This window comes from Bdellovibrio bacteriovorus HD100 (assembly GCF_000196175.1).
GTDB classification, from domain to species: Bacteria; Bdellovibrionota; Bdellovibrionia; order Bdellovibrionales; family Bdellovibrionaceae; genus Bdellovibrio; species Bdellovibrio bacteriovorus.
On sequence record NC_005363.1, the window covers coordinates 2230470 to 2255487 of the forward strand.

The 25018-nt window shown below is 50.7% G+C and carries 20 protein-coding genes; 9 read left to right on the forward strand and 11 right to left on the reverse strand.

Going from position 1 to position 25018, the window contains the following annotated elements; translation table 11 throughout:
- Positions 1 to 813: a S1 family peptidase gene (locus tag BD_RS10665; protein ID WP_226988166.1), complete on the reverse strand. Its 813-nt coding sequence runs from the start codon at positions 811 to 813 to the stop codon at positions 1 to 3.
- Positions 814 to 1012: 199 nt separating this feature from the next.
- Between BD_RS10665 and BD_RS10670 the strand changes: the two genes are divergently transcribed.
- Genes BD_RS10670 through BD_RS10680 form a run of 3 tightly spaced genes read left to right on the forward strand, consistent with a single transcriptional unit; the run spans position 1013 to position 4575 of the window.
- Positions 1013 to 1495 (forward strand): DUF3465 domain-containing protein, encoded by a 483-nt coding sequence (locus BD_RS10670; protein ID WP_231839133.1) that lies wholly within the window; start codon positions 1013 to 1015, stop codon positions 1493 to 1495.
- Positions 1492 to 2379, forward strand: a complete 888-nt coding sequence (locus BD_RS10675) for a trypsin-like serine peptidase (protein WP_011164757.1) — start codon at positions 1492 to 1494, stop codon at positions 2377 to 2379. Before BD_RS10670 ends, BD_RS10675 begins: the two co-directional genes overlap by 4 nt.
- A gap of 54 nt (positions 2380 to 2433) precedes the next feature.
- Positions 2434 to 4575 carry an ATP-binding protein gene (locus BD_RS10680; RefSeq protein WP_011164758.1) on the forward strand — a complete coding sequence of 714 codons (2142 nt, stop codon included), beginning with the start codon at positions 2434 to 2436 and terminating at the stop codon, positions 4573 to 4575.
- Here the strand turns inward: BD_RS10680 and BD_RS10685 are convergent.
- Genes BD_RS10685 through BD_RS10700 form a run of 4 tightly spaced genes read right to left on the reverse strand, consistent with a single transcriptional unit; the run spans position 4509 to position 8301 of the window.
- On the reverse strand, positions 4509 to 4961 hold the full coding sequence (locus BD_RS10685) for a YiiD C-terminal domain-containing protein (RefSeq protein WP_050792919.1): 453 nt from the start codon (positions 4959 to 4961) through the stop codon (positions 4509 to 4511). The two genes, BD_RS10680 and BD_RS10685, sit on opposite strands and share 67 nt — an antisense overlap.
- Positions 4952 to 5797, reverse strand: coding sequence for a sulfurtransferase (locus BD_RS10690; RefSeq protein ID WP_011164759.1), 846 nt, complete (start codon positions 5795 to 5797; stop codon positions 4952 to 4954). Before BD_RS10690 ends, BD_RS10685 begins: the two co-directional genes overlap by 10 nt.
- 49 nt (positions 5798 to 5846) lie before the next feature.
- Entirely contained in the window at positions 5847 to 7325 is a 1479-nt protein-coding gene (gene lysS / locus BD_RS10695; protein ID WP_041583566.1) for a lysine--tRNA ligase, read from the reverse strand.
- Positions 7326 to 7377: 52 nt separating this feature from the next.
- The gene (locus BD_RS10700) at positions 7378 to 8301 is read right to left on the reverse strand and encodes a class I fructose-bisphosphate aldolase (protein WP_011164761.1); all 924 of its coding nucleotides are present in this window, start codon (positions 8299 to 8301) and stop codon (positions 7378 to 7380) included.
- A 178-nt stretch (positions 8302 to 8479) separates the two neighbouring features.
- Between BD_RS10700 and BD_RS10705 the strand changes: the two genes are divergently transcribed.
- Together BD_RS10705 and BD_RS10710 are read left to right on the forward strand one after the other, a co-directional pair.
- Entirely contained in the window at positions 8480 to 9040 is a 561-nt protein-coding gene (locus BD_RS10705) for a NifU family protein (protein ID WP_011164762.1), read from the forward strand.
- Positions 9027 to 10370, forward strand: coding sequence for an MATE family efflux transporter (locus tag BD_RS10710; protein WP_231839135.1), 1344 nt, complete (start codon positions 9027 to 9029; stop codon positions 10368 to 10370). Before BD_RS10705 ends, BD_RS10710 begins: the two co-directional genes overlap by 14 nt.
- 7 nt (positions 10371 to 10377) lie before the next feature.
- Here the strand turns inward: BD_RS10710 and BD_RS10715 are convergent, their stop codons facing one another.
- The 3 genes from BD_RS10715 to BD_RS10725 all read right to left on the reverse strand — a co-directional run bounded on the left by BD_RS10715 (position 10378) and on the right by BD_RS10725 (position 16785).
- Positions 10378 to 13137, reverse strand: a complete 2760-nt coding sequence (locus BD_RS10715; protein ID WP_157865696.1) for a hypothetical protein — start codon at positions 13135 to 13137, stop codon at positions 10378 to 10380.
- Positions 13138 to 13222: 85 nt separating this feature from the next.
- The gene (locus BD_RS10720) at positions 13223 to 14587 is read right to left on the reverse strand and encodes an MFS transporter (RefSeq protein ID WP_011164765.1); all 1365 of its coding nucleotides are present in this window, start codon (positions 14585 to 14587) and stop codon (positions 13223 to 13225) included.
- A 110-nt stretch (positions 14588 to 14697) separates the two neighbouring features.
- On the reverse strand, positions 14698 to 16785 hold the full coding sequence (locus BD_RS10725; RefSeq protein ID WP_011164766.1) for an AarF/ABC1/UbiB kinase family protein: 2088 nt from the start codon (positions 16783 to 16785) through the stop codon (positions 14698 to 14700).
- Positions 16786 to 17070: 285 nt separating this feature from the next.
- Here BD_RS10725 and BD_RS10730 point away from each other — a divergent pair, with 285 nt between their 5' ends.
- On the forward strand, positions 17071 to 19584 hold the full coding sequence (locus BD_RS10730) for an NHL repeat-containing protein (protein ID WP_231839137.1): 2514 nt from the start codon (positions 17071 to 17073) through the stop codon (positions 19582 to 19584).
- Positions 19585 to 19592: 8 nt separating this feature from the next.
- Here BD_RS10730 and BD_RS10735 read toward each other — a convergent pair whose 3' ends face one another.
- A complete protein-coding gene (locus tag BD_RS10735; protein WP_041583568.1) occupies positions 19593 to 20384 on the reverse strand; it encodes an MOSC domain-containing protein in 792 nt (263 codons plus the stop codon).
- 156 nt (positions 20385 to 20540) lie between these two features.
- Between BD_RS10735 and BD_RS10740 the strand changes: the two genes are divergently transcribed.
- Complete coding sequence (locus tag BD_RS10740; protein WP_011164769.1) at positions 20541 to 20873, forward strand: DUF4242 domain-containing protein; 333 nt, start codon at positions 20541 to 20543, stop codon at positions 20871 to 20873.
- A gap of 69 nt (positions 20874 to 20942) precedes the next feature.
- Here BD_RS10740 and BD_RS10745 read toward each other — a convergent pair whose 3' ends face one another.
- Positions 20943 to 21914: a deoxyhypusine synthase family protein gene (locus BD_RS10745; protein ID WP_011164770.1), complete on the reverse strand. Its 972-nt coding sequence runs from the start codon at positions 21912 to 21914 to the stop codon at positions 20943 to 20945.
- Positions 21915 to 22057: 143 nt separating this feature from the next.
- Complete coding sequence (locus BD_RS10750) at positions 22058 to 23110, reverse strand: class I SAM-dependent methyltransferase (RefSeq protein ID WP_226988170.1); 1053 nt, start codon at positions 23108 to 23110, stop codon at positions 22058 to 22060.
- Between the two features lie 142 nt (positions 23111 to 23252).
- Between BD_RS10750 and BD_RS10755 the strand changes: the two genes are divergently transcribed.
- Together BD_RS10755 and BD_RS10760 are read left to right on the forward strand one after the other, a co-directional pair.
- Positions 23253 to 24089, forward strand: a complete 837-nt coding sequence (locus BD_RS10755; protein WP_011164772.1) for a hypothetical protein — start codon at positions 23253 to 23255, stop codon at positions 24087 to 24089.
- A 155-nt stretch (positions 24090 to 24244) separates the two neighbouring features.
- Positions 24245 to 25018: a hypothetical protein gene (locus BD_RS10760; RefSeq protein ID WP_011164773.1), complete on the forward strand. Its 774-nt coding sequence runs from the start codon at positions 24245 to 24247 to the stop codon at positions 25016 to 25018.

A 25018-nucleotide genomic window follows, 5' to 3' on the forward strand; every position in this document is an offset into this window, starting at 1 on the left:
TTAACGATCCTTCAACAACAACTCGGAGGTCTTTTTGATCCAAGGAAGGTAAGCATCCACACGCGAGTAAACGGAATAGTCATAACACTTTGGCGAAAGCGGCGTTGCCGCTGTGTCACCCCGGCTGGTGACCCCCATCAATTGAAGTTCGCCATTTTTCTCGATGTAAGCCGGGCCACCCGAGTCCCCACTGCACACACCTTTTTTCGCGGACTGATCGATCAGAATCTCATTTTGTCCATACTGGGCCACACCGACTTTCAATTTTGTGGTGCGAAGAATTCCTGATCCTTTTTTTACCCCCAGAGTCCAACTCAGTCCATAACCGGCCACCACAACTTCGGCGCCCGCCTTCAGGTCTTTGAAGTCGGCAAACAACGGTGCCGGAGCATAGCCGACCGGAAGATATTCACCCCTGATTCGGACCAGTGCGATGTCAGCCGTGTCATGCTTGCGGCCACGATTTCGTTCGTAGTCTTCATGACGGAGGGACTTAATGGCGTAGCGCGAATTGTGCGCATTCATTTTCTTGATGTCATCTGTAAAGAACACCAGCTGATGCATGGACCCTGGAATTACACAATGAGCCGCCGTCAAAATCAGATCTTTTGTGATCAAAGTTCCGGTGCACAGCACACCAGTACCTTCATTATAAAGCCCCACCGTGGAGCGCATGATCCGGCTGCCTGGCTCAACTTTTTCCCCGCCCACGACGCCGAGAGAGTCATCCGCCAGCACTTCCGCGGTGTTCTGCTGCCCACAGGCCGCAAGCATCGTCACTGCCAATACAGTCAAAGAAAGTTTCTTCAGCATCACACACCTCGCGGTTTTGGTACCCTGTTTTACCAGATTTTCAGAGGGAAAAGTGAAGAAATCCACAGAGTGACGTTTATTGTTTTTCGCCCAAAAGTTCACCAGCAAAAACGGCCAAACTTTAGACACCGCCTGAAAGCTTTTCCAGAGGGGAAATGGTCATCAGAACGTCCCCAAAATCCTGTTATATTCAGCACCTATGAAATCGCTTATTTTCTTTCTTGTTATGATCTCGTGTTCGGCATTTGCGGGCGATCGCATTCCTCAATGTTTCGATCGCAAAGACCGTATGGAATTTAACGAAAGTCAGGTACTGACCTGGCGCGAGTTCATGGAAAACAAGTTCACCGCCCGCGCCTTTGTGGACGGCACCCTGGTGCGCCTGATGGAAGACCGTCAGGGCCATGTGCACTTTGAAGTGGACCTGGATGAAAACCTGAACACCGACGATGACCGCGTTGAGGTGATCTATAACGTGAAATACGGCAAACTTCCTGAATACCAACCTGGGGACCGTATCATCGCCTGCGGTGACTTTGTCGTCGACAAATACTCTCCACACAAGGCCGTGATCCATTGGCTGCATATCAATCCGAAAAAAGGCGGTCCTCACGAGGACGGCTTTATCGCCATCAACGGACAAGTGGCCGGCCTGACCAACACCAAAGGATCTAAAAAATGAGATCCCTTGTCTGCGCCCTTCTTGCACTGACCTTGGCCGCCTGCACGGGCTCGGCTCCTGAATCTTTATCCAAGACAGAAGCTCCCGGCGCAATCTATAACGGGGACACCCGTGAAGACGTCAGCACGTCCTCTTCCCCGGAAAAAGAACTGGTCAAGGCCACGGCCGTGTTGGTTCATTCTTACCGACTGGCGCAGGCGCAAAATTCAGTTGTTAAACTGAACTCAACACCGCTGGAACAGCTGTACCCCTTGTGCCCGGATGAAAAATTTCTGACTCAGCCGACCTTGGGGTTTTGTTCAGGAACTTTGATTGCCCCCAATCTGGTACTGACGGCTGGTCACTGCGTGGAAAACCAGAAAGACTGCAACGACAGTCACTTTATTTTTGGTTGGACCGAAGAGAAATCCCGCCAAGGGATGCTGCCTTCTTCTGAAATTTACAACTGCAAAAGCATCGTGAAGTTTGATTTAAACATCAGAAAGAACATCGACTATGCCATCCTGGAACTGGATCGCCCCGTTCCCGGCGTGCGCCCGGCAAAAATCGCCAAAGAGGTTTTGCTGAAAGCCGATCAAACTCTTTTAAGCCTGTCCCACCCCCTGGGACTGCCGGTGAAGAAGGACTACGCACGCGTGCTTTCTGACATTCCAGAAATGCACACTTTCAAAGTCCAGGTGGACACGTTCTCTGGCAGTTCAGGGTCTCCGCTGTACAATGCTCAAGGCGAAATTGTCGGAATTCTTTCTCGCGGCATGGATGACATTCTTGAAGATGACATCTATCGTGTGCAAAAAGAAGGTGGCTGCATCAACTTTAACGCCTGTGCCGTGGGCCTGTGCTTTGGTCAAACATACTATAAAGCACCCCGTATTGACCTTTAGCATTTTCAGTCTTCCCTTTTAGCCACCATCCACCTTTGCACCTAAACTGTTTGCATGAACCAAAAGCAACTGCCGTGGTGGACCTGGGTCTTACCGTTTATCATTTTACTGGGAGGCACTTTCGTAAGCCTCACCTTCAAGGTGTCGCAGGGGATTTATTGGATCTACTTCCCCATCAACCTTGGCGTGATCATGGCGCTGTGGTGGGGTCCCCGCGTTTTTGCTGCGGTGTTTTTAAATGCCTTGGTTGCCATTTCACTGTTTGAACTGCCCCGCCCGATGCTCTATCCCCTTTATGCCCTGCCGGAAACTTTAGAGGTGATTTTCTCCTGGGTGCTGGTGCGAGAGCGTTTTAAAGACGTCAGCGCCTGGAAACCCAGCCCAAAAAATATCAGTCTCTATTTTGTGTACGGGCTGCTGATCCCGTCGTTGATCTGCTCCGTGGCCATTCAAGGGCTCTTTGTTTTAACTGGCATCCAGGACAAGTCTTTGTTCGGCTGGAGCACCCTGATCACGACGGTCGGAGACCTGACCGGTGCCATCTTTCTCACCATCCCGGCATTGATCCTGATTTCCCCATGGCTGCGCAAGCGCAACCTTTCATTGTTCGCCGTCAAGCCTCTTCCTCCCACGCATTGGGAAGTAGTCACTCGCAAAGAAAAAGCCCTTTTTGCCGTGGTGCTTGGAGGCATGCTGGTGCTGGCCCTTTCATTTCACATACCCCAAACCTGGTATGTCTATGGCATCCTGATGCTGTTATCAGCAGCCTGGTACGGCATGTATGCAGCGTTGGTGGTCAACACCTGGGTGGTATTTCTGAATATCATTCTGCCCAAGATAGCCAACCTGCCCTGGTCCAACAGCTTTCTGGAAGTGCAAACTCCAGCTACGCTGCTGACCCTTTGTTTCTGCTCTCTGATCACGGGGTCGGCGGTGACTTCACTGACCGGAAAAATCCGCGAACTGAATGAAACACAAGGACAACTGAAGTCCGCCAAAGACCAGGCCGAAGAGGCTTCTCGCGCCAAATCCGAGTTCCTGGCACGCATGAGCCATGAAATCCGAACTCCGCTGAATTCTGTTCTGGGAATGCTCGAGCTGCTGCGGGAAACACAGCTTTCCAAGGACCAGGAACGGTATTTGACCTTGTTTAGCCACGCCGGTGAAAACCTCAAAGCGCTGATCAATGACCTGCTGGACTTTTCAAAGATCGAAGCTAAAGCCCTGACTGTTGAAAACGTCAGTTACAATATTCACAGCACCGTCCGCAGCGTCTTCGACATTCTGCAAATCAAGGCCGAAGAACAGGGGCTGCACTTTGAGTTGCACATTTCCAAAGATGTGCCCCCGCTGCAATGGGGAGATCCCACCCGGCTGCGCCAGGTGCTTTTCAACCTGATCGGAAATGCGCTGAAGTTCACCAACGAGGGGTCGGTCAAGGTAAAGCTGGAGCTGACCAAAGATGCCCCCGAACAACTGCTGATCGAAGTGCAGGACACCGGCATTGGCATCCCTCGTGAACGACAATCCAAGCTGTTTTCATCCTTCGCCCAAGGTGATCCCACTATCGCACGAAAATACGGAGGCACGGGCCTGGGACTGGTCATCTCAAAAAACCTGGTCGAAATCATGGGTGGCACCATGGAGATGAAGAGCCTTGCCGGCCGCGGAACCACTTTCAAAATTTTACTTCCGCACCAACCGGACTTCAGCAGCAACATCGAGAAAAAAGCCAAACCCGCCATGGTCTGGAGCCAGCTTCCAGCGGACAAACGCTTCCGACTGCTTCTGGTGGATGACTCTGAAGACAACCGGGTGCTGATGATTCACTATCTGAAAAGTCTGCCCTTTGACTGCGACGAAGCCGTCAATGGACAGGAGGCCTTTGAAAAATTCAAAGAACGCAAATACGACCTGGTCTTTATGGACATGCAAATGCCCATCATGACCGGTTACAAGTCCACGGAACTGATCAGATACTATGAAAAAATGAACAAGCTTCCACACACGCCGATCATCGCCCTGACGGCGACGGCCGTGGTGGAAGACCTGCAACGGGCCGTCAGCAGTGGCTGTGATTCTTATGCGGTAAAACCCGTCAAGAAAGCTGAAATTTTAGAGATTCTGGCTCAAAACTTGACGACGAAATCGCCAACCAAGGAAGCCTTTAAAGAACCACCCTCACCCAGTATTTGAGAGCGGATTTTGCCGCGAACACGTTTTTTGGACAGCAGTTCCTGATAAAAAGCCTCTTCGTCGTCTTCAGACGGAAACTCGCTGACAATATCAAAATCAGTTTCCACCGGGCGCAGATACTGGATCTCACCCTTGGCAATGACGATGTTTTCGGTATCAAGTCCCCGCTGTTTTAACCCTGCCAAAGCCAAAGCATAGGCTGCCAAAACGGCGGAGGCATACAGACTGCCCCCAAAGGCTGTGCCTTTATGGTTTTTATTTTTCTCAAGCGAAACACGAAAGTGCACACGCGAAGAACCGATTTCTTTAACCTCAATGCCAAGATGCTCATACAGAGTGATCTTGTCTTTCAGAATCTGAATCAGTTCCTGCGGGTTTACTTCCATTGTTCATAGCCCCCGGCAAAGTTGGTGGCCTTTTTATAGCCCAGGTAATTCAAAGCATACACCACCGCCCCCGAGCGCACACCGTGATTGCTGACAACCAGAATGCGGCTGTCTTTAGCAATGTTCTTTTCATAAAGAGCGCGTTCAATCTTTTTGGACGGAAGGCCTTTGTCGTCAAAGAAATCCCGCCATTCGATATTCACCACCGACGCCTTCACGGATTTTTCGGTGGAAAGATTGCGCAGGGAATATTCCTGTCCGGAACGCACATCCAGCACGATCACCGGCTTTTCATTTTGCGTGACCTCCGCCTTGAACACTTTCAAAGGTGTATCCAGGTTTTCCGCCACTTCCGGCTTCCAATAGGGTTTGTTTTGAACCTGAGGCGCTTCACGGTTGGGATTCGTGTTCATTTCGCGATAAGAAGTGTGAACCAGAGTATAGACGTTTTTCACACCCAGTACTTTCAGCGTCCACGCCACACGGCCTTCTTCCCCAGCCCCTTGCGCACCTTTGCCCAGCACCACCACCGGCGTGGACGGATCTACGCCAACCAATGAAAGCCTGCGCGCAATCGCAAACAGATCGTTTTGCAACAAACCACGGGACTTGGGATTTTGTTGAGAAAAGTCCTCCCAACGAACATTGATAGAACCCGGCACATGCGCCAGATTAAACTCAAACGCCGGCCGAGCATCCAGGATGACCGTCTTGCCTTTAATCAATTGTTCAGCCGTGACATTTTCACCCATCACCGGCTCTTGCACAGTCACCTTCGTCGGCTTCATCTGACACGCAGAAAGCACCACAAATGCTGCAATCAAAACAAACTTCATAACATACCCCTGAAAAAACAAAAGGGAGCTTTCGCTCCCTTTTTGCAGACTATTTTGTAATACGCATTGTTGGGAAAAAGATGATGTCACGGATACTTGGTCTATCCGTTAGCAACATCACGATACGCTCGATACCGATTCCCACGCCACCTGTTGGCGGCATACCAGCGTCGATCGCCAGCAGGAAGTCTTCATCCATCGGATGCGCTTCTTCGTCCTTCGCACGGTTGGCTTCCTGTTCTTTCAAACGGGCCAACTGATCTTCCGGATCGTTCAGCTCAGAGTAAGCATTGCCGATTTCCATGCAGGCTGCGAACGGTTCGAAACGCTCAACCAGTCTGCTGTCGCGACGGTGAATCTTCGTCAGCGGAGAAATCTCCACCGGGTGATCCATCACGAATGTCGGCTGCACCAGGTGCTGCTCTGCTGTCAGTTCAAACAGTTCCATGATCATTTCGCCGCGTTTACCCGGCTCATCGATATCGCCACCGTTTTTACGGATGGCCTGGAAGATTTCCTGATCAGTTGCCTTGTCCGGATCAATGCCCGCGTATTCTTTAACACCTTCATGAACCGTCAGACGTCTCCAAGGAGGAGTGAAGTCGATCTCTTTACCCTGATAAGTCACCTTCATGCTGCCGGTGATTTTCAAGGCCAAAGAAGAGATCAGTTCTTCGAACTGTTTCATCTGATAGTTGTAGTCCGTGTAAGCCTCGTAGAACTCAAGCAACGCAAATTCCGGGTTGTGAGTGCGGTCGATACCTTCGTTACGGAAGTTTTTGCTGATTTCGTAAACTTTCTCGAAACCACCCACGATCAGGCGTTTCAGATAAAGTTCAGGGGAAATACGCATGTAAAGCTTCATGTCCAAAGCTTTGTGGTGTGTGGTGAACGGAGTCGCCGCAGCACCGCCGTAAACCGGCTGCAATGTCGGGGTTTCCACTTCCATAAAACCACGGTCATCAAGGAAGCGACGTACTTCTTTGATGATCTTGGAACGAGTTTCAAACACCTTGCGGGAATCCGCATCGGTCATCAAATCCAGGTGTCTGTGACGATACTTGATTTCGATGTCCTGAACGCCGTGGAATTTCTCTGGCAACGGCTCGATGGTTTTCGTCAGAATCTGGAAGGATTTTGCGTAAATCGAAAACTCACCTTTTTGGGATTTGAAAACAAACCCCTCAATACCGACGATGTCACCCAGATCCACCAGCTCGAATGCCATGCGGTCCTGTTCAGACAGCTCCTCAGTTTTTACATAGACCTGAACGGAACCCGTCTGATCCTGAAGATTGAAGAAAGACGCTTTCCCCATCATACGCAGGGTCATCAGACGGCCAGCAATGCGATAGGTAAATTCCGGCTTCTTTTCACCCGCCTGCAAAGTCGCAGCATGCTCCGCAGTCACTTCAGAGATCTTCGCCTTGTTTTCAAAGACGTATGGATACGGGTTGATGCCTTTTTCACGAAGCGCATGAAGTTTTTTGCGCTTCTCGGCTCTTAGCGGATTTTCATTGATGCTCATAATTACTCCAGTTACGGGGCCCGCGGGCCCCTCCACTCTGTGCGCCCAGCGCTTATAGTTTTTTACCTGCGAAGGCTTCCATTACTTTGTGCAAAAGTTCCAGAGCTTCTTTTTTCGGACGTTGGAAGGCATTGCGGCCCATGATGGAACCGAAGGCGCCACCTTGTGCCAGTTCGCCCACTTCTTTCAACAAATCATCAGTGCTCTTGGCTTCGCCGCCAGAGAAGATCACGATGCGTTTGCCGTTGAAGCAGGACTGAACGATGTGACGAGTGCGGTCCACCTGAGAGGACACTTTGATGCCTTGTTCTTCGTAAACTTTTTTCGCTGCGGCCTGTTCAAGGTGTGCAGAGGAAGGTTTGACTTTGATGATGTGAGCGCCCAACTGAGCCGCGATGTGAGCCGCATACGCGATCACGTCGATGCCAGTTTCGCCTTCTTTGGAAAGCTGCTCACCACGAGGGTAAGACCAGATGATCACCGCAAGACCGGCTTCTTTAGCCGCGCGTGCCGCCTGAGCGATTTCTTCGTATTGGTTTTTGCGTTCTGCAGAACCCGGATAGATCGTGAAACCGATACCCACGCAACCCAGTCTCAAAGCGTCGTCGATGTAAGACGTCATCGCAGAGATCGGAGCCTTGTTGGCATAAAGAGAATCCGAGTTGTTGATTTTCAGGATCAACGGGATTTCACCAGCATAGTCACGGGCGATAGCTTCAATCGCACCCAGTGGAGCCGCGTAAGCGCTGCAACCGGATTCAATAGCCAGCTCTACGTGGTAAGCCGGGTCATAGCCATCTGGATTTTTCGCAAAAGAGCGAGCAGGTCCATGTTCGAAGCCCTGATCCACTGGCAAAATCACCAATTTACCGGTGCCTGCCAACTTACCGTGGTTCAACATGCGAGCCAGGTTCGTCAATACCCCTGGATTATCAGCTCCGTACCAGCTCAAAATCTCTCTAACTCTTGGCGTCATCTAGATCTCCTATAACCTATGAAGAAAACTCAAATTAGCGAGCCGCTTGTCTTCTGGGCTCGCATTAGCGGGGTAAATTTATGAAGTTTTTCAAGTTTAATCAAGCGCGTCTCTGCGATTAACACGCTTGGCAGAAAACATGCTGTGGTATAATGTTCGTTGTCCCTGTGAGGTCTGTATGAATACGAGTGAAAAAACGCCTGTCAGCTTCGAACCAACCCCTAATCCTGCCACGATGAAGTTTTTGCTTCACAAAAAGGTCACGGATCAGGGCTTTGACTGCCCGACCGTTCAGGAGGCGGAACGTTCGCCATTGGCTGCCAAAATCTTCGGCTTCCCATGGACCAGCTCCGTTTACGTGGGCCCGGACTTCATCACTGTTACCAAGCAGGACTGGGTGGACTGGGAGCTTTTGGCGCACCCTCTGAGCGGCCTGATTCAGGAGCACCTGGATCGTGATGAGCCCGTGGTTGTGACTTTCGTTGAAGCCGAAGAGGACAACGAAAACGACAGCCCGATGGTTCGCAACATCAAATCGGTTCTAAACCGCGAAATCCGTCCGGTAGTGGCTCTGGATGGCGGCGACATTGTCTTCCATAAATACGAAAACAACGTGCTTTACATTCACATGAAAGGCGCGTGCTCCGGTTGCCCAAGCTCCACGGTCACCCTGAAAGAGGGTATCGAGGTTCGCATGAAGGAACTGTTCCCGGAGATCGTTGAAGTTGTCTCAGTCTAAATTCATCCACGAAAGTAAAATGCTGGCCCGTTTGTCCGGGCCTATCGTCATTGGTCAGGTTGGACAAAACCTGATCACTCTGGCGGACACCATCATGGTGGGAGCTCTGGGCTCGGTGGCCCTGGGGGCTTCGGCATTTGCCGGAAGTGTCTTTATTGTGTTCTTAATTTTCGGCCTGGGAATGCTGGCGCCGGTGACAGCACTTTTTGCGCGCATGCAGGGTCAGGAAAACTATCCCTACGGCGGAGTCCTGCTTCGCCATAGTATCATCGTTGCCCTGGCCATCAGCGCTTTCATCATCGGACTTTTATACGCCCTGCTGCCGAACCTGAAGGTCTTTGGGCAAACCAATGAAGTTCTGGAGATGGGTGCCGCCTTTTTTGAGATCACCATCTGGTCTGTGCTGCCAAGCCTGCTTTACCAGTCTTATAAACAGTTCACCGATGGCATCGGAAAAACCAAAGTCGCCATGTATGTGATGATCTTTGGTGTGGTCCTAAATATCACCGGAAACTGGGTTTTGATTCACGGTCTTTATGGTCTCCCAAAACTGGGTTTGAATGGGGCTGCCTGGGCTACCCTGATCGCCCGCTGCCTGATGGCCTTGATCATGGTTACTTATGTGCACATTCACCCGCACTTTAAAAAGTATCTTGTCGAGCGCTGGGTGCATCGCTTTGACCATCATCTGCTTAAAAATATCATCCGCCTGGGGCTTCCCAACGGCTTCACCTATCTGTTTGAAGTGGGTGCCTTTTCTGCGGCGGCCGTGATGATGGGATGGTTTGGCGCGACACCTTTGGCTGCGCACCAGATCACCATCAGTCTTGCCAGCACAAGCTTCCTGATCACTTTGGGTATTGGCATCGCCGCCAGCATCCGCGTGGGCTATGAACTGGGCCGTGGCGACTATTCCCTGGCAAGATTTGCAGGCTTTACGGCGATCAAGCTGGGTGCGGCTTACATGAGCTTGTGTGCGCTGGGCTTCTTCTTCCTGCGCGAATGGTTCCCGACCTTCTACGTGACCGATCAGGACGTGATTGCGTGGGCAGCGAAATTCTTTATCGTGGTTGCGATCTTTGAGATCTTTGACGGCATTCAAGCCGTGGCGATCGGCGCTTTGCGCGGCATGAGCGACACCCAGTGGCCCAGCATCATCGCTTTCTTTGCGTACTGGGTGATGGGTCTTCCAGGCGGATATCTGCTAGCATTCCATTTGGGCGTGGGCCCTGTGGGAATCTGGATTGGCCTGCTGCTGGGATTGATCTTTGCTTCAATTCTTTTGACGTGGAGATTCCACATCCTGAGCAAGCGCTTTCTGAAGAATTAGAGCTCAATTACGGATGATAAACGCAGCGATATCCGCCGTTGGTCAGGACCGATGTAACATCAGCAGCACGTTTGGCACTAAAGACCCCGGCAGAATTGCCATCTCCAGTTCCGCCCCCGCGCCAAACGCCCGTCACCGCTGAATTGCTGAAGTCGATTTTACCAAAACCACAATACTCAGGTCCGCCCACACCACTGCAGGTCACGGCCGTTGTACCAAATGCCAGATTCAGAGCGTCACCAGTGTTCTGCGCTGGGTACACATAAGCCGGATTGTAGTTAATGCCATTGGTGTCTTTGATCGCTTCCATCGCATTACCAGCAAAGTCCCAGATGGTCTGACCATAAGGCAGCGAATGTGTTCTTCTTAACGCATTGCTGGCACAAAGAGCCGTATTCGGCGCGCAGACATCCCCGCCCGTGGCTGACACTGGAGAGCCGGATTGATTGTTCCCACGATGCAAAAGCCCCGATCCATAAGTGCCGCTGGCCCAGTTTCCTGCCTGTTTCGCAATCAGGTCCGCCACAGCCCGCCATTCACTATTGGTGACCAGGTCATAACCTGCACCCAACGAACTGCATCGCGACACCGCCCCCATATTACTTAAACTTTCAGGAACATGATCCGCGATAAAGCGCGGGCGAGCGGAGCCATCGTTCTTGGCTTCATATTGACCTATACAGAACGGACTTGCGACGATGCCGGCATTATGAACATAGACAAAATCCGGCGGACACGAGAACGCCACAAAATTATTTGTCAATGTGCTGCTATAGTTCCCCATCGGGTCTTTCAGGCGCAGGCTCAGCGAATAAGTCAAACCCGGCTGTAGAGGCGTGGATAAAGAGGAGAATTTCACCGGACTTGCAACCTCGCTCCAATCACGAAGGATAGCGCCGTTGGACAGCTGTTGCAGGCGAAGTTCCGCCGTCAACACATCAGGATCTGATGGGAAGGTGAAATTCACAAGAGGTGCTTCTGTGTACAATGGAGCGACCGCACCCAGAGTGAATGATGGCGGATTACTTGGCCCCAGAGCATCCACTTTGACGTTGGATGCTTTAAGCCCATTGGCACCCGCATCCGCCGGCAAAGTCATTGAAGCCTGCACAACATCATTGGCCCTGTCCACCAGACAACCGGTGCAACCACTGAAGGTCGTGGAACTAACTCCCAGAGGGAAAGCATAGTTACCTGGTAACACCACATAGCTGAATTGCAGTGTCCGAAGATCCGCTTGCAGCGACACCGCCGTCACCAAAACTCCCGTATTCAGGACGATGCCTGGCATGACTCCGCCAACGACCCTCAGTTCACGGTCATACTCGACGCGAACAAGGACCGTTGTACCACTGCCAAAGTGGGCCCCCGGAAAAGCAGCATAAACCCGGGTGATTTGCGGAACCGGGAACTGGGTCGTAAATATAAATCCATTATTCGAAGCAGCTGTTTTATTGCCGTTCACATCGACGGCCATAGCATAAATAGTATAGGTCGTGCTTTGAGCCAAAACACACGAAGAAAGATCCACCGCCGAGGCTGCAATACTGCGCTCACAAATCGTTGTGGTGCCAGTACTGTCTTTTATAAATGCTTCGATATGATCAAAATCCGACGGCATCGTGAAATCAATCACCGGGCCTTTGTCGCGAAGGAATCCATCTGCCGTCACGTCTGCTCCGGCCATCGTGCGAACCCCTGTGATCGTAAAGGCCCCAGGCCCCACAAGATCCACAATGATATTTACCCCAGCAGCATACCCGGGATTTCCCGCGGCATCCGTCTGCATAGCCTGGACTGCTGGCATGCCATTACTGACGGCCACGTCGGCAACAAAAGTGCGAACGGACGAACAGGTCACATCGCGAACAACGGCATCAATATTAACTTTTACAGGCAATAAATCTTCAGAACATGTGCCGCGCACAGTGATCGTTCCATCAGCGTTGACCGCAGACTGGGTGAACTTGGTATTGGCTGTCGGCGATGTGATCACCACCTCGGGAACTGTCACATCGACAAGAACATCTTTCTGCTCAAAACCAAAAACCCGGTAAGCCCCTGTCGCCATATGGTTGACTGAAATACTGGTCACACCATCGGCTAAATTGTTTTTCAAGGTCACGACCACGGCAAAGACACCACCCGAACAATTGGCACTTTGCGATCCTCCGTCAAAGGGACCTGTCAGACTCACCACTCCGCCGTCGATTTGGCAGGTGCCACTGACCTCATAGTTCTGATCACCCAACTTGACGATATTAATGCTGTCCGCGCTTAAGGTGACATTGGGGGCAAAGATCACCAGGGACAATGTGCGATTAAAAACGTAGGTCTCACCTTCAAGATTTTTCACATACCAGCGGATTTGAAAGTCGTGAACAACATCCCCCGCGGCCGCCGGAGCTGAATAAGGGAAGATATACTCCAAAGGCAACTTGAACGAAGCTTTGCCTTCGGTGGCACAGTTCACCTGCGCGTCACTTGCCAGGGCTGTGACGTCACGCCATATTTTTGTCTGCGGGTTTTCAGCTTCAATCTTTTCGATAGAGCGATCGCAGGAAATACTCAAGGCAACGGAATCATCGGTGGAAGCCAATTCAAATGTGCCCGCACCGCTCAGGTTGTCGATGGTGAACTCGCCCTTGCCGTTGATGGTTTTGTCTAAAAACCCCATCTCCAGCGTGCGCTCGGAACAGGCAGAGACCAAAATAGAAAAAAGCAACAGGCCTGCTGCTGCTTTGATCTGCTTTAAACTTTTGATCACTTCCCACCCTACCAACGTGTGCATACATCACATATCGGTAACATTAGAAAGCGACGTGAGTATCAGAATGAGACTTTAAGTCCAGTTAATGCCAGCGAACGTTCCGGTCTTCTTTGATAAAGATCATTCCAATCACAAACGTCATCAATGCAATTCCGATCGGATAAATCAAGCCGGCAAAATGGTTCCCCGTGGCCGCCACAATTGCCGTCCCAATGAATGGCACCAGTCCTCCGAAAACCCCATTTCCGATATGATATGGAAGAGACATCGAAGTATAGCGAATTTGTGTCGGAAAAAGCTCGACCAGAAAGGCGGCAATCGGCCCATACACCATTGTCACATAAAGAACCTGTATAAAGACCAACAAGGTCAGCATCATGACATTTGGATTCACCGCCGTAGCCAAAGGATCAGCGGGGTTCCATCCAGAGTAAAACTCCATCGCGCGATAGATCGGATAATACGTCAGTGCGGCTATCAAACAACCGGCCATCATGATGTTCTTGCGCCCGATCCGGTCCGACAGTCCACCAAAGACAATAAAGAACGGCGTCGCAAACAACAACGCCACCGCGATGATCTGGTTGGCCACCACGAAGTCCACCTTCAGCACCGTCTGCAAATAATAGAGGGCATAGAACTGCCCCGTGTACCACACCACCCCTTGTCCGGCCGTGGCACCCAACAAGGCCAGTATCACCAGTCGACGATTTTCCGGATGCAGAAAGCTGTCACGCAGCGGGCTTTTAGAGGATTTTCCTTCGGCCTTCATCTGCACAAAGACCGGCGATTCCTCCATCCGGCGGCGAATAAGATAAGAGACCAGGACAAGAACCACCGACAACAGGAACGGAATACGCCAACCCCAGTCTTTAAAAGCCTCTTCACCCATAGTCAGCCGGGTGAGTAAAATCACACCCAAGGACACAAACAACCCCAGAGTCGCTGTGGTCTGGATGAAGGAGGTATAGAATCCACGCTTGCCATCAGGACTGTGCTCGGCCACGTAGGTTGCTGCCCCCCCGTACTCGCCCCCCAGGGCCAGACCCTGGAGCAATCGCAAAATCAACAGCAGAATCGGCGCAAAAATCCCAATGGTTTCGTACCCTGGCAGCAGACCAATGGCGGTGGTCGCCAGTCCCATAATCAACAACGTCACCATGAACGCATACTTACGCCCCACCACATCGCCCACCCGGCCAAATACCAGAGCCCCGAAGGGACGAACTATAAAACCCGTGGCAAACGTGGCCAGGGTGCTTAGCAATGCCACGGTTTCATGACCTTTAGGGAAAAATTGAGCGGAGATAATAGTGGCAAGACTGCCGAAAATGTAAAAGTCATACCACTCAATCAGAGTTCCGGCACTGGAGGCCCCGATGACTTTCCAAATTTTACTTTTATCCAAGACGGCTTTGCCCGCATCTTTGACAATAGCTGTAGCCATGAACGTTCCCCTCCTGATTTTCACCATTGTGATCAAGAGCCGGGAACAACAACAAACAAATTCAATGACGATTTCAAAGTATTAATTAAGGGACTGTCGAACCGCAGCCCCTAGTTGAACACCATTTCGCAACGAACCACCGCCGCTGGCGAAGCCGTTTTTACCGGAAGAACTTTCGGCGACAGGCCGATCATGTCTTTCATTTCAATCCAGCCGAGCTTCACAAGCTCCCGGTGGGACATTTTGCCCTCGATCGCCAAGGCCTTGTAAACGCGGGCCGGATTTTTAATAGCCATACTCTTCATCAAAGAGCTGATGGACATGGCGCTGCCCGCATCCGCCAGCAGCTTATTGACGATCACGATACCACGATTCAGACTGACGAACTCATACGGCAGACGAAGTCCCAGATCCATCACCCAAGCGGTCCACATTTCCATCGTCAGTGGCTGCTCATAACCGTGGCGGATATTGTGCATCTTGGCCTCGATCATAAACTGCAGGCGGCTTTGGGTGACCGTGCTCTTTTCCTTGTCAGCGATATTCCAGAAAGCACGCGACATGATTTCAGAATTCAACAATTCAGTGCCAGCGCCCAACAGCATCACTTGGGTTTGCATGTCCCGAGTGATCACCCCACCCATTCCGTAATCCAGAATGTTGACGATGATCTTAGGCTCGGTCACCTGGATCATGAAGTTTCCCTGGTGCAGGTCCGAATGATAGAATCCACCACCAAACATCACTTCCTGCGCCCAGACGCGGGCCATTTGTTCGATGATCACTCGTTTCATGTCCGGAGCAATTTCCTTGTACATGGCCACTTCTTTATCCAGTTTTTTACCGATGACCAGTTCCTGCACCATGAACTTGGAACCCTTTTTACCGTCATAAATTTTTGGCACATGGAATTGGATTTCGTTTTTATAGTCTGGCGTGTTCATGAACGCCATTTTTTCATAGCGAGTCGCCGCAAGCTTCTGGCGGGCCACGGTGTCTTCCTGACTTAGTTCAGCCAAAACAGTGTCGGTGATATCCTGCACCACCGGTGTCAGTTTCGGAGCACCCGTTTTACGGAATTCAGGGTTTGAATCCAGAATTTCAGCCACATCCATCAGAATGCGTTTGTCTTCTTCCACACGATCCGCAATCCCTGGTTTGATAAAACGCACAACCACGTCACGGCGCTGCCCATCGATAATGACTTTTGCACGATGAACCTGAGCCATCGTCCCCACGCCCAGGGCTTTTCTTTCAAAGTAGGTGAACTTGTAATTGCCATTTTCAGAGTTCAAAAGCTTTTCCACCTGCGACCAAGGCACCGGGCGCACCGAGTTTTCAAGACCGCGGAAGACTTCCACCATATCCGGCCCCAGATCTGCCTGACGTGCGACCACCTGAAGCAGCTTTTGCAGTTGCGGACCGCTGTTTTGAACCATCAGTTCAAACTTTTTCATTTCCGGCATGTTCAGATCGCTGCCCAGATAAGAAGACACGATCAACTTTTTCGAAGCCGGGCTTAAACGTCTGAAATACTCACTGAACATGGTCTGCAGGAAGATCTTCATCGTGGCGTCCTGCTGTTGACCCAGCTTGGATTCCGCGATTTTTTCACCCACGCGATCCAGTTCTTTCATCTTTTCAGTTAACAGCGCATCACTTTCAGCCAGCACCCAGCGTTCCGCCAGCTTTTGACCTTCAGGATTCTGTGCCAAGGCCATCACTTGCGCGGCTACAGCCTCCATCGGCAACTTTTGCTCCAGCTGATCCTGAGGGACCATGTCTTTTAGTTTCTGCTGCTGCCACTCAAGATAGGTTTCAATCTGCTTTTGCACCCGCGCACTGTCAGAAGTGTACGTGCGCATGGCTTTCGCACCACGGGCTTCGATCATTTCCAGATCCAAAGCCACGCTGTGAGTGTTGGGCCATTCACCTTTATGAAGTTTCAGGAATTCATCGAAATTGCGAACTTTGACTGTTTCCACTTCCGTCTGATAAACAGAGGAAAAATAGTTTTTGGCTCTTGCCAGAATCTGCTCTTTATTTTCCGCAGTTTCCCCTTGGGCCATCAGTGCATAGGTCAGCGCCAGTCTTTCTTCAAAAGACAGATGCAGGCCGACTTTCTCTGGCGTCACCGCCCAGGCAAAGCGACCGAGGACTAATACCAATAAAACCAAAAGCCTCAAATGTCTTAACATGACACACCCTTAAATTAGATAATTCAGTGATTTAGCTGCATACATCGGACCCGGCGGATTTTGGGTTTTATGGGAGCTGATATGGATAAGAACTTGTCAGCGCGCCGAAAGTGTCAGTTCCGTCGTCGCAAAATGAGACACATCGATTAAGTAGCTGCAATAGAAGCCACATCCACTTTCAGAAGGTAAACCTGCCTTGAGATTACCTCAGCTTGAACCGATCAATAATATATGAGTATTTCTGCGCGTTTTATGATTTTTTTTACTCAAAGAGCACTTCCCATAGTGGGTCTATTGTTTTTTGCCGCGACAGTCACTGGCTGCACGTTGGAAGCTGACATTCTGGATCTGACACTCAAATCTGAAACCGCGCCTTCAAGCCAGATGCATAACTTCGGGGTGTCTGGCGTCTTAAAAATCAATGGCTCCAACAAAGTAAACATGAATCCCCGGCTGCTGAACACTCAAACCGACGGCAAGATCATCGTCGGACAGATGTACCAGCAAAATACCTATGACTATACCAAGCCGCTTGTTTTTAGACTCAATCCCGATGGCTCTCTTGATACAAGTTACGGGAAAGATGGTTATGTCGAGCTTCCCGGCGGCACCCTTTACGGCATTGTGGACATGAAAACTTCTGCTGACGGCACATACATCCTTTTTTCCAACCCTACTTCAAATGGCTTCAATGTTCTGAAACTTTCAACTTCGGGGCAAATTGATCCTGGCTTTGGAACCGACGGCGTATACAATCACACAGAAACTGGCAACACCGTTTATGGCCGGAAAATGGCGATCACGGGCTCTGGACAGATTATGGTAGCGTCCTATCGACTGGACACCCAATACAAGGCCACAACTTTGCTGATAAACGCCGACGGCACCCTTGATACGAACCACGGTAGCGGAGGACTTCAAATCTTCCCGAACGCGGCGGGTGCTGAAAATCCGGTTGATATATTGTATGTCTCTGACAGCGAAATCTATCTGCTCAATCACGTGCAGTCCGCGGACCGGGTGAAGTTGCGGAAGTTCAATATCAACGGCGTCGAAGATGGTGGCTTTACGACCTCCTACCCTTCAACGGCGGCCGTCGACACGATTCGCTGGATCGGCTTAAGAAAAATAAACAATGATCGTCTGGTTATTTTCGGAAACACGGCCACTGCGGGCGGCTCAAATCAACGAGACCAGGGCTTGCTTGTCGTCTGCAACCTCAACGGAACCCCTGACACCGGCTTTAATGCGACCGGGACTCTGATGTTCACCCACGCTTCATTAAGCTATGGCGTACTTGATGTCAGAGGTGTTCTTGACGGAAGCTCCAACAACGACATTCAAATTGCCTATACGGAAACCCAGCGACTGTCCTTTCCCTATGACAACTTAAGAACATTTAGCAAGGTTCTTCTTTCCCAATACAACTATAACGGGACCCTGGATGCCTCCCACGGCACAGGTGGCACGATCACTTACAACGGCAGCGATAATCTTCGCCTGCTACGCTTTGCTCCGGCTGGTGAAATCATCACGGCTGGTCAAGGCACCACCCTTGAGCCACTTTTCTATTCGGCTTTGATTCGACAGTTCGATGCCTCGATGAATCCGGTCCCCGGCTTTGCCAGCGCAGGAATACACGAGTCCATCTTCGCCGCAGCCGCCGACAACGGCACACCAGACACGCAATACAAAGTTGATAACAGCACCTTTTTGTATGCGGGAAGATTCGAGGCCCGATCGGCAAAAGGCTTCATTGTTAAAACGGACAAATCCGGTGTCATTCAGACTGAATTTGGTGACGACGGCTATCTTCGTGATATTTTTCAGAACGACTATGAAAAAATATTGACCCTGAAACATTTGGCCGACGGCAGTATCATGGTGTGCGGCGAATCCACAGGAACAAAGTTTTCAATTGCAAAATTTCATCCCGACGGCAGCCGAGATTTAAGTTTCGGGATCAATGGGATTTACACAGAAACCATCAACAACGGCAGCAATGCCTATCCCTGGTTCTGCGCATTTCACGACAATGGCGAGTCCGTGGGAATCCTTAGCAACGGTGACAACATTATCACTGCAAAAATTCTGGAGGATGGGACTCGGGACATGAGTTTCGGAGGCTCAGGGTTGAACGTGATCACGATCCCTCCAGGCGATGTCTATGACCTGATTTCGATGAAACAAGCCGCCGATGGCCGTACGGTGATAGCAGGTCTTTCATATGATGGCTCTATGGAACCGGCCCAGTTCCTGTTGATGATAGCAGCAAATGGCTATGTCGATTCCAACTTCAGCGGAGATGGCTATGTGGAACTTCGCATGGACACCGATTCAGAACACGCCACAATGGGGCTTGAGTTTGCCCCGGATGGGCGACTCTATACGGTGTTTGATGGCTATGAGATGCCCTCGTGGGACGCCATGATCTTCATCAACTGCTATAAACCCGACGGGACCCTGGACCCGTCATTCGGGTCTGGAAACGGATATATACAAACCACTACGGACTTTTGGATCGACACCAATATCTGGGGTGCGGATGCATTGACCATTGATTCAAAGGGAAATCTGTATGTCTTCGGTCTTGATTACAGCCAAAACCTTGTCATGAAGTCATGGCAAAGTGACGGATCAGAAAATCTGAGTTTTGGAACCGGCAGCGTTCAAACCCTGAACTTCCCTATGAGCAAGTACCGGAGTCTGAACGATGTGCTGTGGGACTCCAATGACAAATCTTTTAAAATACTGGATGGTACAGCCTATCGCCTGGACATGTCCGGGGAACTGTTCTGACAGCCCGGCTATTCAAGAACTTCCAGGTTGTCACCCAGCTTGATGACTCCGGTGTTTTCCGGGATCCACAACGTGCCAAAAAAGACAGAGCTGCCCTCACGACGATAGCCCGCTAACGTCTTCAGGGGGTCTGGTCCCGTCGCCACACCCGTGGCCTGATCAATCGTGGTGATCGTGCAGCGTGAACAGCGCTTCGGTTGCGAGAAAACCACATCACCCACGCGGATTTTCTTCCACTTGTCCTCTTCAAAAGGCATTTGTCCGGAATAGATGATATTACCGCGAAAGCGGTCCACACCCACAGGCTCAGCCAGTCGTGAATTCAGCTCTTCCAGACTTTTCGTGTTGATCAATTGCACGGGACGACCGTCGGCAAAACGCACCTCAGGCTTCCACGCCTTGTCGGTGGAAAGAACACGGCGCTGGGAATACGGCGCATAGCGGACCAGGCGGCAGTTCACCCCCAGATACTGGGACAGCGCCTGGGAATACAAATCCGGTTCCAAGGCCGCATCAAAGGTGTCATTCCAAACCTGAACCTTTACCTGACGCTTAAAAGAATTGTTTGTGGAGATTTTAAAGAACATCTTCTGAAAACCCACCGTCAGGGCTGTGTCTTCATAAAACACCTCCACCGTCGCAAGCTTCGGCAAAGTTCGCTGAGAAATGAATTTTCCGTTTTCATCCACAAGCATCCACTGGCGATCCCCCACCGGACCTTCATGGGTCATGGTCATCTGGTTGATCTTCTGCGCACGTGCGGACTTCAGGGGATAGATACAAAGCTGTTCAATCTTCATATCCCCATGCTTTCCCGTACCTGACACTAAATCAAGCGATGACTAATTACGTCGCTGCACACATTTAATCGATACAGTGTTCATTTACATGGAAAGAACAATTCCTAAAACACCCTGCGAGGTGAAGAATAATGCCAAACTAATAAGGGAGGAATTATGCCTAAATATGTAATCGAAAGAAAAGTACCTGGAGTAGGCCACAGCACCCAGGAGGAAATGCAGAAAATGGCCCAGGTTTCCAATGATGTTCTGAAAAAACTGGGTGGTGAGATTCAATGGCTGGAAAGCTTTGTTACCGATGATTCAATCTTCTGCATCTATGTGGCTCCCAACGAGGAAATCGTGAAAAAGCACGCCCAAATGGCGGGATTCCCAGTGGATCGAATACTCAAGGTCGAAACGGTCATGGATCCGGCCTTCAGTGAATCTGCGATCCCGGGTCAAATGGCATCCAAAGAAAAAACCTACGACAAAAGCATCAGACAATAGCAGTTCACCAAATAAAAAGGGCTCCGGAAACGGAGCCCTTTCGAGTAGTCAATTTCAGATTTCCCTAGACTATTTACCCATTACGTAAGCAAAGATCAAAGGTGCAACGATAGTTGCATCGGATTCAACGATGTAGCTAGGAGTTGTTGGAGACAATTTACCCCAGGTGATTTTTTCGTTCGGGATCGCACCAGAGTACGAACCGTAAGAAGTTGTGGAATCAGAGATCTGAGCGAAGTAACTCCACAAAGGAATGTCTTCGTGACCCAAGTCTTGTTCAAGCATTGGAACAACGCAAATTGGGAAGTCACCAGCGATACCTCCGCCGATTTGGAAGAAGCCCACGGGAGCTCTTTTGGAAGCCGCCATGTACCACTCTGCCCAGGTTTTCATGTACTCGATACCACCTTTAACAGTGGTGGATTTTTTGATGTCACCTTTGATGATGTGACCAGTGAAGATGTTACCCAAAGTGGAATCTTCCCAACCTGGAACAACCATTGGAAGGTTCTTTTCAGCCGCAGCCAACAACCAGGAATTTTTTGGATCGATCTGGTAGTACTGTTCCAATTTGCCGGAAAGAAGGATTTTGTACATGAATTCGTGCGGGAAATAAGACTCACCTTTAGAATCCGCATCCTGCCAGTATTCAAGAACCACGTTCTCGATACGACGGATGGCTTCTTCTTCAGGGATGCAGGTGTCAGTAACACGGTTCAAGTGTCTTTCCAGAAGCTTTTGTTCGTCAGCTGGAGTCAAATCACGGTAGTTCGGGATGCGCTCGTAGTGATTGTGCGCAACCAGGTTGAACACGTCTTCTTCAAGGTTCGCACCTGTGCAAGAAATCGCATGAACTTTACCCTGGCGGATCATTTCAGCCAAAGAAAGACCCAGTTCTGCTGTGGACATGGCACCTGCCAAAGTCACTAGCATCTGGCCACCGTTGTCCATGTGAAGTTTGTAGCCTTTAGCAGCATCTTTCAATGCAGCAGCGTTGAAGTGACGGTAGTGATGATCGATAAACTGAGTAATAGGACCCATGATTTCTCCTGAAAGTTTCTAGCTTTTATCAAGTGGCATGGAAACTACCAGAAACAAAAGAAAACACAAGTCTAAAAAAGTCAGTCCTTCTGGAGTGTTAACTCACCCCAGAGATTCGAAAATGCCAATTGAAAAAAACGACACTACTCTGAGGGTTTACGCGCCAAAAGGGCTTTGGCAAAAAATCCCTGATCCTTATGCAGCCCCTCAAAACCGGCCGCTGCAAGCAGCCCTTCCATCGGATTCTGAGTGTAGTTTTTGTAGAACGGCTCATGGAAATCCACGGGAAACTGCTCTAACGCCCATTCAAAGTCGTGGGTGTCCTCGGCCTGCAATGAGTCCACAAGGCCATAACATCCCCCCGCCTTCAGCACCCGGAAGCCCTCCCGGATCACCTGACGGCGGATTTCGTGAGGCAGCTCATGGAACAGGAAGCAGGAGTAAACAAAATCAAACTTGGCATCCTGGAACGGCAGGTCTTCCGCCGCCCCTTGCACAAAATCCAGGCGATCAAATTCGTGCAAATTATCCTGGGCCTTTTTTAAGTAGGGATAACTCAGATCCAGAACAGTGATTTTGGCCTTGGGATACGCAAGCTTCATAAAACGAGTCAGTCGCCCGGTCCCCGCGCCCACCTCGAGGAAATGCAAGCCTGTGCCGTCACCCGGATGAACCTGCTTCACCAGAGGAATGATCAAACGTCTCATGGCATCCGCAGATCCCGAGAAAAGAATTTCGACCTGATGTTCGTAAAGCTCCGCAGATTCCCGGGTCAGATAGCCCCCGGTCTGAAAGTGGAAGTTTCGTTGATAGTATTCCGGAAGATCCTTCATGAAGTTTTCGGCTTCGGCATCAAAATCGTGCGCGGACTTGTCTTTACGGCGCTTGGCAATGGAATAGCCGTCATAAATGATGCGCGGATAGCGCATAAAATGGCGGGCGACAGTTTCAGGCTTCAAAACCTCAACCGGATAAATCCCCTGCGCGATGTTTTCGCTGTCTTTTTTGAGCAGTCGGAAAAGCTCGCGGTACGCCAGGCGCAGTTTGTGTGGCTCCAGGGCCTTGTGGGACTTCTTGGCCCCCGTGGTGATAAACTCAAACAACGGCAGGGTCCACTGCTGGGCTGCGAAGCCCGCGGATCGCGCCAACGAGTATCCAAGTGTGATTTTATCCTGATAAGGAATCTTGATCTTCATAGACAAGGCCTCCACCAATTATTTTACCGCCGGACTTTGAAAAAAAACAAGAAGCCCCCCCTTGTGATTCCCGGTGTCACTTTGGTTTGGCACAAAGGTTGTAAGGTCTTTCTTGCCTTAAAATGCTGTCACCACAAAGGAGATGTTTGTGCTTTTCAGAACCGCCACTGTCAGTTTGTTGATGTCCCTGTGTTGTTCCATCTCTCTGGCCGCTGACGACGCCAAAGTCAGCCGCAGTCTTGAGGAAATCACCGTTGCCAAAGAGCAAACCCGCTTGGTCATGGGCCAAGTCTCCAGTCCAGACCAAAAAGAACGCCTGCGCTATGTGAGCGACCGCTTAACTTCCGCTGAAGAACTTCTGCGCCAGGCCCTGGGGGGTGGCGGATCTTATCCTCCCCCGCCGTCTTACGGATCGGTGGAGCTGTTCCGCTCCGACTCCTGCTCTGGCAGTCTGATTGGCACTGTCAGTGCGGGTTCCAGCTGTGAAAGATTTTCTTCTGCAGGCGACACCTGGGCTGTTCGCATCAATGGCCAGTGCCTGAATATCTCAGATACTTCATCCGTAAAAGCCTGCGAATCATTCAAAGGCGGAGCAGATCCTCGCGCCATCACAATCTTCACTTCTGACTCCTGCTCGGGCAATGCGATCGCCGCTGTCAGCGCAGCTTCTCGATGCGAAAACTTCGAAAGTACTGGTTCCAGCGCCTGGGCCGTGAAAATCGATGGCAAGTGTCAGAACATCAGCGACACCGCACCCGCCAAGGCGTGCGAGGCCTTTAAAGGGGCCAGTACACCGGGCGCTGTGAAAATCTTTAACTCTGATTCCTGCTCTGGGAACATGGTGGCCGCGGTGGACTACAACACTCGTTGCGAGAACCTCAGAGGCCTGCCGGCGGCGTGGGGAATTGAAATCAATGGCCGCTGTGAAAACATCAGTGATCTGGATATTGTATCAGCCTGCGAACGATACAGACCGTAAACAGCATCGCTCGAAGGCCCGCCCCCAGCTTGTGGCGATCTATGATGTCTCAAGCTGGGTCGTTCCCATCACGACCGGGAACGAAATGCGCGGGTTCATACTGGTTATCCTATTAAAGCCTCGCGATTGCTCCGACAAGTTATACCGGAGGCCTTATGAACTTTCGGTACGTTCTGCTCTGTCTTTCATCTGTCTTTTTTTCAACCGGTTGCGTGCTTCAAGCGCACCTGATTCCAGCCGTTGCCAACGTGGAAAGTGAAGTCAATCTGGGCTCGTCGCAAAGCGGATTCACGGCCGTATTCAAAGCCAACAACACACCCCTGTTTGGAATTTATGATGAAAACACGACAGCCGCTGTGCTTACCGGCATTTGCAAGCCCGGCAATCTTGTCATCATTTTGGGGGCTTACGGAGTCACGCAAAAAAATTCTGTGTTTTGTCCTGAGAATGGCATCTGGTCCGTCGACTTTGATATGAGCAACCTTGCGGGTTACAGCTCCAGCGACTCGATGCAACCGATCACCGCGGGCACTCGAGGAACTTCAAATGTTTCCGTCGACATTCGCTTCACATACTCGCCGACAACGATTCCGGCCGCAGGCGCAGAATCCAGTATCAGCAATCAAAATGGAAAGAACTTTCTATTTCTGTATGTTGGCGGCACAACCAGCACCGGAGGATTTTCCCAGGCCATCTCACACATCGGGCTGACGCAGAAAGCACAGTATCAATACCGCATGGAAATCTATCGATCCGGATCGGCTCTTGTGAACCTTGGAGCCAAGGAAAGCATGAAAGATGCCATTGAAGTTCCCGGCTCGTACACATGGCAAAATGGCGACACCGTGAAGGTGACGCCATTTGATTCTTCCGGAGACAAAGCCAGTATCAATATCGCGATACCAAATCCGGCCGGTGTCGGTATTTAA

Coding starts and splice junctions, on each gene's coding strand:
- BD_RS10665 (WP_226988166.1), bottom strand. CDS start 813: ATGCTGAAGAAACTTTCTTTGACTGTATTGGCAGTGACGATGCTTGCG.
- BD_RS10670 (WP_231839133.1), top strand. CDS start 1,013: ATGAAATCGCTTATTTTCTTTCTTGTTATGATCTCGTGTTCGGCATTT.
- BD_RS10675 (WP_011164757.1), top strand. CDS start 1,492: ATGAGATCCCTTGTCTGCGCCCTTCTTGCACTGACCTTGGCCGCCTGC.
- BD_RS10680 (WP_011164758.1), top strand. CDS start 2,434: ATGAACCAAAAGCAACTGCCGTGGTGGACCTGGGTCTTACCGTTTATC.
- BD_RS10685 (WP_050792919.1), bottom strand. CDS start 4,961: ATGGAAGTAAACCCGCAGGAACTGATTCAGATTCTGAAAGACAAGATC.
- BD_RS10690 (WP_011164759.1), bottom strand. CDS start 5,797: ATGAAGTTTGTTTTGATTGCAGCATTTGTGGTGCTTTCTGCGTGTCAG.
- lysS (WP_041583566.1), bottom strand. CDS start 7,325: ATGAGCATCAATGAAAATCCGCTAAGAGCCGAGAAGCGCAAAAAACTT.
- BD_RS10700 (WP_011164761.1), bottom strand. CDS start 8,301: ATGACGCCAAGAGTTAGAGAGATTTTGAGCTGGTACGGAGCTGATAAT.
- BD_RS10705 (WP_011164762.1), top strand. CDS start 8,480: ATGAATACGAGTGAAAAAACGCCTGTCAGCTTCGAACCAACCCCTAAT.
- BD_RS10720 (WP_011164765.1), bottom strand. CDS start 14,587: ATGGCTACAGCTATTGTCAAAGATGCGGGCAAAGCCGTCTTGGATAAA.
- BD_RS10725 (WP_011164766.1), bottom strand. CDS start 16,785: ATGTTAAGACATTTGAGGCTTTTGGTTTTATTGGTATTAGTCCTCGGT.
- BD_RS10735 (WP_041583568.1), bottom strand. CDS start 20,384: ATGAAGATTGAACAGCTTTGTATCTATCCCCTGAAGTCCGCACGTGCG.
- BD_RS10740 (WP_011164769.1), top strand. CDS start 20,541: ATGCCTAAATATGTAATCGAAAGAAAAGTACCTGGAGTAGGCCACAGC.
- BD_RS10745 (WP_011164770.1), bottom strand. CDS start 21,914: ATGGGTCCTATTACTCAGTTTATCGATCATCACTACCGTCACTTCAAC.
- BD_RS10750 (WP_226988170.1), bottom strand. CDS start 23,110: ATGAAGATCAAGATTCCTTATCAGGATAAAATCACACTTGGATACTCG.
- BD_RS10755 (WP_011164772.1), top strand. CDS start 23,253: ATGTTTGTGCTTTTCAGAACCGCCACTGTCAGTTTGTTGATGTCCCTG.
- BD_RS10760 (WP_011164773.1), top strand. CDS start 24,245: ATGAACTTTCGGTACGTTCTGCTCTGTCTTTCATCTGTCTTTTTTTCA.